3 protein-coding genes are annotated in these 7517 nt (G+C 68.8%); all 3 read left to right on the top strand.

Translation table 11 applies throughout. The features are described from left to right. On the top strand, positions 1-1130 hold a 1130-nt coding region (locus ACFPAH_RS19180; RefSeq protein ID WP_379748494.1), incomplete at its 5' end, for an efflux RND transporter periplasmic adaptor subunit. Positions 1131-1158: 28 nt separating this feature from the next. Further along, on the top strand, positions 1159-4254 hold the full coding sequence (locus ACFPAH_RS19175; protein ID WP_379748492.1) for an efflux RND transporter permease subunit: 3096 nt from the start codon (positions 1159-1161) through the stop codon (positions 4252-4254). Beyond that, entirely contained in the window at positions 4251-7505 is a 3255-nt protein-coding gene (locus ACFPAH_RS19170; protein ID WP_379748490.1) for an efflux RND transporter permease subunit, read from the top strand. The genes ACFPAH_RS19175 and ACFPAH_RS19170 overlap by 4 nt, the downstream gene beginning before the upstream one ends. Positions 7506-7517: the final 12 nt, after the last annotated feature.

Below are 7517 nucleotides of genomic sequence, written 5' to 3'. Positions count from 1 at the left end.
TCGGGGTTGCCACCGCCGAGCAGGTCGACATTCCCGTCACGCTCGAGGCGCTGGGCACGGTGACGCCGGCCGCGGTCGCCACTGTGCGGCCCCAGGTGTCGGGCGTGCTGCAAAAAATCCATTTCAACGAAGGGCAGGTCGTGCGTGCCGGCCAGGTGCTGGCGACGATCGATCCGCGCCAATCCGAAATCGCGCTGCTGCAGGCGACCGGCCAGCGCCAGCGCGACCAAGCCCAGCTCGAGAACGCGCGCCTGCTGCTGTCGCGCTACCGCACGCTGCTCGAGCAGGATTCCATCGCGCGCCAGGAGGTCGACACCCAGGCGGCGCTGGTGCGCCAGCTGGAGGCAACCGTGAAAACCGACACCGCGGCCGAGAACCTGGCCCGCCTGAACCTGGGCTATACCCAGGTGAAGGCGCCGATTTCCGGTCGCGTCGGCCTGCGCACGGTCGACATCGGCAACCTGGTCGGGAGCAACGACACCAACGGCATCGCGGTCATCACCCAGTTCTCGCCGATCGACGTCGAGTTCGCGGTGCCGCAGGACCAGGTGCCGGAACTCCAGGGACGCATCGCCCAGGGCGCGACGCTGCCGGCCACGGCCCTCGACCGCACGCGCAGCACTACGCTCGCCAGCGGCCGCTTCGCCGCCCTCGACAACCAGGTCGACACCCAGACCGGCACCGTGCGCGCCAAGGCTCGCTTCGAAAACGCCGACAATAAACTGTTCCCGAGCCAGTTCGTCAACCTGCGCCTGCAGCTGCGCACCATCGAGGGTGCCGTCGTGGTGCCGGTCAACGCCCTGCGCCACGGCGCCGACGGCGACTTCGTCTACGTCCTCAACGAGCAGGCGCGCACCGTGTCGCTGCGCCCGGTCACGCGCGGGCATGCGACGGCCGACCGCATCGAAGTGAAAACCGGCCTGAAGCCCGGCGAGCGGGTGATCACGGAAGGCGCCGACCGCCTCAAGGATGGGGCCAAGGTAACGCTGCCGGGCGACCGGCCGCAGGGCGGGGCGGGCGGACGCCAGGGCGGCCGCGGCGGGCAGGGTGCGCAGGCCGAAGGCGCCGCGCCGGCTGCCGGCGCGCAGGGCGAACGCCCGCGCCGCCCGCGCGAAGGGACGGCGCAATGATGGTGGGCGCAGGGTATGAGGTGACGCCATGAGCCCGTCCGGCCCGTTCATCCGGCGCCCGGTCGCCACGGCGCTGCTGATGCTGGCCATCGTGCTGTCCGGCCTGGTCGGCTACAAGTTCCTGCCGCTGTCGGCGCTGCCCCAGGTCGACTTCCCGACCATCCAGGTCCAGACCCTGTATCCCGGCGCCAGTCCCGAGGTGATGTCGCGCACCGTCACGGCCCCGCTCGAGCGCCAGTTCGGCCAGATGTCGGGCCTGACCCGCATGAGTTCGACCAGCGCCGCCGGGGTCTCGGTCATCACGCTGCAGTTCGGCCTGGGCCAGACGCTCGACGTGGCCGAGCAGGAAGTGCAGGCCGCGATCAATGCCGGCGGCTCGCTGCTGCCGGCCGACCTGCCGGCGCCGCCGGTCTACGCCAAGGTCAACCCGGCCGACGCGCCGGTGCTGACGCTGGCGATTACCTCCGATACGCTGCCGCTGACCGAAGTGCAGAACCTGGTCAACACGCGCCTGGCGCTGAAAATCAGCCAGGTTTCGGGGGTGGGCCAGGTGACGCTCTCCGGCGGGCAGCGGCCGGCCGTGCGGGTGCAGGCCGACACCGAAGCGCTGGCGTCCTACGGCTTGGGCCTGGACTCGCTGCGCACCGCCATCACGTCCGCCAACGCCAACAGCGCCAAGGGCAGCTTCGACGGCCCCACGCGCGCCTATGCGATCAACGCCAACGACCAGCTGGTGACGGTCGAGGACTATAAAAACCTGATCGTCGCCTACCGTAATGGCGCGCCGGTGCGCCTGGAGAACGTGGCGCAGGTGGTCGACAGCGCCGAGAACGTGCGCCTCGGCGCCTGGGCCAACCTGAAACCCGCGATCATCCTCAACGTCCAGCGCCAGCCGGGCGCGAACGTGATCGCCACCGTCGACGCCATCAAGGAGCGGCTGCCGGAACTGCAGGCCGGCCTGCCCGCCGCGCTGCGCCTGGACGTGCTCTCCGACCGCACCACCGGCATCCGCGCTTCGGTCGACCATGTGCAGCTCGAACTGCTGCTGGCCGTGATGCTGGTGGTGCTGGTCATCTTTGCTTTCCTGCACAGCGTGCGCGCCACCGTGATCGCCAGCCTGGCCGTGCCGATCTCGCTGATCGGCAGCTTCGGCATCATGTACCTGCTCGGCTACAGCCTGAACAACCTGTCGCTGATGGCCTTGACGATCGCGACCGGCTTCGTGGTCGACGATGCGATCGTCATGATCGAGAACATCGCCCGCTACATCGAAGAGGGAGAGCAGCCGATGGCCGCCGCCATCAAGGGCGCGGCGCAGATCGGTTTCACCATCATCTCGCTGACGGTCTCGCTGATCGCCGTCCTGATTCCGCTGCTGTTCATGGGCGACGTGGTCGGCCGCCTGTTCCGCGAGTTCGCCGTCACCCTGGCGATCACGATCCTGATTTCCGCCCTGGTGTCGCTGACCCTGGTGCCGATGATGTCGGCGCGCTGGTTGCGCAGCCTCGAGGAAGAAAAGCCGGGCAGGTGGGCGCGCAAGACGCAAGCCTTTTTTGATCGCGTCATCGCCCAATACGACCGCGGCCTGGACCGGGTGCTGGCGCGGCAGGGCCTGACCTTGCTGGTCGCCGTCGGCACGCTGGCGCTCACGGCCCTGCTGTGGGTGATGATCCCGAAAGGCCTGTTCCCGACCCAGGACACGGGCCAGCTGCAGGCCCGGGTCGAGGCGCGCCAGGCGATTTCCTACGACCGCATGGCCGAGATGCAGCAGGCCGCCGCGAAAGCGATCCTGGAGGATCCGGAAGTGGCGTCGCTGGCCTCGAATGTCGGCGTCGATGCCGCCAACAACACGATGCTGCATACCGGGACCATGCTGATCAACCTGAAGGACGGGCGCGGCGACCTCGACGAGATCATGACGCGCCTGCAACGGCGCGTGGCGAACGTGGCCGGCCTGCGGCTCTACCTGCAGCCGACGCAGGACCTGACGATCGACGCCGAAAGCGGCCCGACCCAGTACCGGGTCTCGCTCGAAGGCGCCGACGAAGCCACCGTGACCGAATGGGCGAAGAAGCTGGTCGCCCGGATGGCCCGGCAGGAGCAGCTGCGCAACGTGACGACCGACGCCGGCGCGCGCGGCGCGGCGGCCGTGGTCCACATCGACCGCGACACCGCCTCGCGCCTGGGCATCACGGCGGCGAACATCGACGACGCCCTCTACAGCGCCTTCGGCCAGCGCATCGTTTCGACCATCTTCACCGAGACCAACCAGTACCGGGTGATCCTGGAAGCCCAGCAGAGTGATGCGATGTCGCTGGAAGCCCTCGGCCGCCTGCAGTTGCGCACCAGTTCCGGCCAGCCGACGCCGCTGTCGGCGGTGGCGGCCATCCGCCAGGAAGAGGCGCCGCTGCAGGTGACGCGGGTGGCCCAGTATCCGGCGGCGACCATCGGCTTCGACACCAGCCCCGGCACCTCGCTCGGGCAGGCGGTCGATGCCGTGCGCGCGGCCGCCGGCGACATCAAGCTGCCGCCCTCGGTGACGCTGCACTTCCTCGGCGCTTCCGGCGCCTATGAAAACTCGCTGTCGAACCAGCTCTGGCTGATCCTGGCCGCCGTGGTCTGCGTGTATATCGTGCTCGGCGTGCTCTACGAGAGCTATATCCACCCGCTGACCATCCTGTCGACGCTGCCCTCGGCCGGCGTCGGCGCGCTGCTGGCGCTGTGGGTGTCCGGGCAGGGGCTGGGCGTGATCGGCATCATCGGCATCATCCTCCTGATCGGCATCGTCAAGAAGAACGCGATCATGATGATCGACTTCGCGATCGAGGCCGAGCGCGACCAGGGAATGGCGCCGGTCGACGCCATCCGCCGGGCGGCGCTGCTGCGCTTCCGCCCGATCCTGATGACGACCCTGGCCGCGCTGTTCGCCGCCGTGCCGCTGATGCTCGGCTGGGGCGAGGGCGCCGAGCTGCGCCGGCCGTTGGGCCTGGCGATCTTCGGCGGCCTGGTCGTCAGCCAGCTGCTGACCCTGTTCACGACGCCGGTGATCTATCTGGCCTTCGACCGCCTTGCGCGCCGCTGGAGCGGCAACGCGCCGGCCAAGCCACGCGGGGTCGGCGCATGAATCTCTCCCAGCCCTTCGTCCGGCGCCCGATCGCGACCGTCCTGCTGACGCTCGGGCTGGCGCTGGCGGGGATCGCCGCCTTCTTCGTGCTGCCGGTGTCGCCGCTGCCGCAGGTCGATTACCCGACGATTTCGGTGTCGGCCTCGCTGCCGGGCGCCAGTCCCGAAACCATGGCCAGCAGCGTCGCCACGCCGCTCGAGCGCAGGCTGGGGGTGATCGCCGGGGTCAACGAGATGACCTCGAACTCCGGCAACGGCTCGACCCGCATCAGCCTGCAGTTCGACCTGAACCGCAAGATCGACTCGGCCGCGCGCGAAGTGCAGGCCGCGATCAACGCGGCCCGGGCCGACCTGCCGGCGACCCTGCGCAGCAACCCGACCTACCGCAAGGCCAACCCGTCCGACGCGCCGGTCATCATCCTGGCGCTGACCTCGCAGACGCGTTCCCCGAGCCAGATCTACAACGCGGTGTCGAACATCGTGCAGCAGCGCCTGGCCCAGGTGCCGGGCGTGGGCGAAGTCGAGATCGGCGGCGGCTCGCTGCCGGCGGTGCGGGTCGACCTCAATCCCTATTCCCTGAACCGCCTCGGTGTCTCGGCCGAGGACGTGCGCGCCGCCATCCAGTCGAGCAACCCGAACCGCCCGAAGGGCGCGATCGAAGGCAACGGCAACCGCTTGCAGATCTATTCGCAGTCCGATACCGCTACCGGCGGCCGCACCGCCGCCGACTACCGCGGCCTGGTGGTCGCCTGGCGCGACGGCGCCGCGGTGCGCCTGCAGGACGTGGCCGAGGTCGTCGACGGCCCGGAAAACATCAATACGCTCGGCCTGTTCAACGGCGAGCCGGCCGTGATCGTGCTGATCACGCGCCAGCCGGCGGCGAACGTCATCGAGACGGTCGACGGCGTGCGCGCGCTGCTGCCGTCGCTCCAGGCCCAGCTGCCGGGCGACATCAGGCTGCAGGTGGCGTCGGACCGCACCCATTCGATCCGCGCCTCGCTGCACGAAGTCGAGTTCACGCTGATGCTCTCGATCCTGCTGGTGGTGCTGGTGGTGAGCGTCTTCCTGCGCAGCGCGCGCGCCACCGTGATCCCGGCGGTGGCCACCGTGGTGTCCCTGCTGGGCACCTTCGGCGTCATGTGGATGCTGGGCTTTTCGCTGAATAACCTGTCGCTGATGGCGCTCACGGTGGCCACCGGCTTCGTGGTCGACGATGCCATCGTGGTGCTGGAAAACACGTCGCGCCACGTCGAAGCGGGCATGGACCGGATGGCCGCCGCGCTGCTTGGCGCGCGCGAAGTGGGTTTTACCGTCCTGTCGATCAGCCTGTCGCTGGTGGCCGTCTTCATCCCGCTGCTGTTCATGGGCGGACAGGTGGGCCGGCTGTTCCGTGAGTTCGCGGTCACCTTGTCCGCCGCCGTCATGATCTCGCTCGTGATTTCGCTCACCACCACGCCGATGATGTGCGCCTGGCTCCTCAAGAAGGGCCATACCGTCGAGCGCGAGCAGGGCCGCCTGTCGCGCTGGCTCGAGGCGGGCTTCAACCGCGTGCTGCGCGGCTACGCGCGCTCGCTCGACTGGGCACTCGACAGCAAGGCGCTGGTGATGGTGATGCTGGTCTTCGTGATCGGCCTGAACTGGTATTTGTTCACGGCGATCCCGAAAGGCTTCTTCCCGCAGCAGGACACGGGCCAGATCAGCGGCGGCATCCGCGCCGACCAGAGCATTTCCTTCCAGGCAATGCAGGGCAAGATGCACCAGATCGTCGACATCATCCGGCGCGACCCGGCGGTCAACACGGTGGTCGGTTTTACCGGCGGCGGACGGGCCGGCGGCGGCTTCATGTTCATCGACCTCAAATCCGCGTCCGAACGCACCGACAAGGGCCAGGCCGTGATCGCGCGCCTGCGGCCGAAGCTGGAGAAGGTAACCGGCGTGCGCATGTTCCTGAACCCGGTGCAGGACCTGCGCATGGGCGGGCGCTCGAGCAATTCGACCTACCAGTACACCCTGAAGAGCGACAGCAGCGCCGACCTGAAGGAATGGGCGACCAGGCTGGCCGACGCCATGCGGCGCCAGCCGGCCCTGGTGGACGTCGATACCGACCAGGCCGAGAACGGGGTCGAGATGTACGTCACGATCGACAAGGACAGCGCCGCGCGCCTGGGCATCAACACGCGCGACGTCAACAACGCCTTGTACAACAACTTCGGCCAGCGCCAGGTCGCCCGGATCTACGACGAACTGAACCAGTACAACGTGATCATGGGCGTGGCGCAGAAGTATGCACAGTCGCCGCAGGCACTGAACGACGTCTACGTGCCGGCGCGCCCGAGCGGCGGCGGAGCAAGCACCGGGGGCGCCGGCGGCGCCGCAGCCGGCAGCACCCCGGCGCCGGCCTCCACCCTCGGCGGCACGCGCGACGCCTCCAGCGGCGCGGCCCTGGCCAACAGCGCCACCACGATGGTGCCCTTGTCAAGCATCGCCAGCTTCGCCGAAAGCGCGACCCCGACCTCGGTCAATCACCAGGACGGCGAACTGGCCACCACGGTCTCCTTCAACCTGGCCGAAGGCTACAACCTGGAAGACGGGCAGGCCGCGGTGCGCCAGGCCGAAGCCGACATCGCCATGCCGTCCAACGTGCGCGGCAGCTTCGAGGGCACCGCGCGCGCGGCCCAGGAGTCGAGCAAGGAGCAGCCGCTCTTGATCCTGGCCGCGATCGTCGTCATCTATCTCGTGCTGGGCATCCTGTACGAAAGCCTGATCCATCCGATCACGGTGCTGTCCACCTTGCCCTCGGCCGGCGTGGGCGCGGTGCTGGCGCTCCTGATGTTCGACATGGAGTTCTCGATCATCGCCCTGATCGGCGTGTTCCTCCTGATCGGCATCGTGAAAAAGAACGCGATCCTGATCATCGACTTCGCGCTCGAACTCGAGCGCTCGAAGGAGGTGTCGGCGGTGGAGGCCGTGCGCGAAGCCTGCCTGCTGCGCTTCCGCCCGATCCTGATGACGACCCTGGCCGCGGCGCTGGGCGCGCTGCCGCTGGCGATCGGCTTCGGCGAGGGGTACGAGCTGCGCCAGCCGCTCGGGATCGCCATCATCGGCGGCCTGCTGGCCAGCCAGGTGCTGACCTTGTTCACCACGCCGGTGGTCTACGTCCTGCTCGACGGCTTGCGCCGCAAGTCGCCGGGCGAACGCGCGCTGGCGCGCCACCCCTTCGAAGAACCGGCTGCGCCGGCCATGTCCAAATAAAAAAGCGATGAG

Origin of the sequence: Massilia sp. GCM10023247 (genome assembly GCF_042653325.1) — a bacterium.
In the GTDB taxonomy this organism is placed as follows: Bacteria; Pseudomonadota; Gammaproteobacteria; order Burkholderiales; family Burkholderiaceae_D; genus Telluria.
The sequence above is the reverse complement of the archived record's forward strand: the minus strand, read 5'-3'. Positions and strand labels throughout refer to the sequence as shown.

Bases quoted from the DNA above. Each gene is read 5' to 3' on its own strand.
- ACFPAH_RS19175 (WP_379748492.1), top strand. From the start codon at position 1,159: ATGAGCCCGTCCGGCCCGTTCATCCGGCGCCCGGTCGCCACGGCGCTG.
- ACFPAH_RS19170 (WP_379748490.1), top strand. From the start codon at position 4,251: ATGAATCTCTCCCAGCCCTTCGTCCGGCGCCCGATCGCGACCGTCCTG.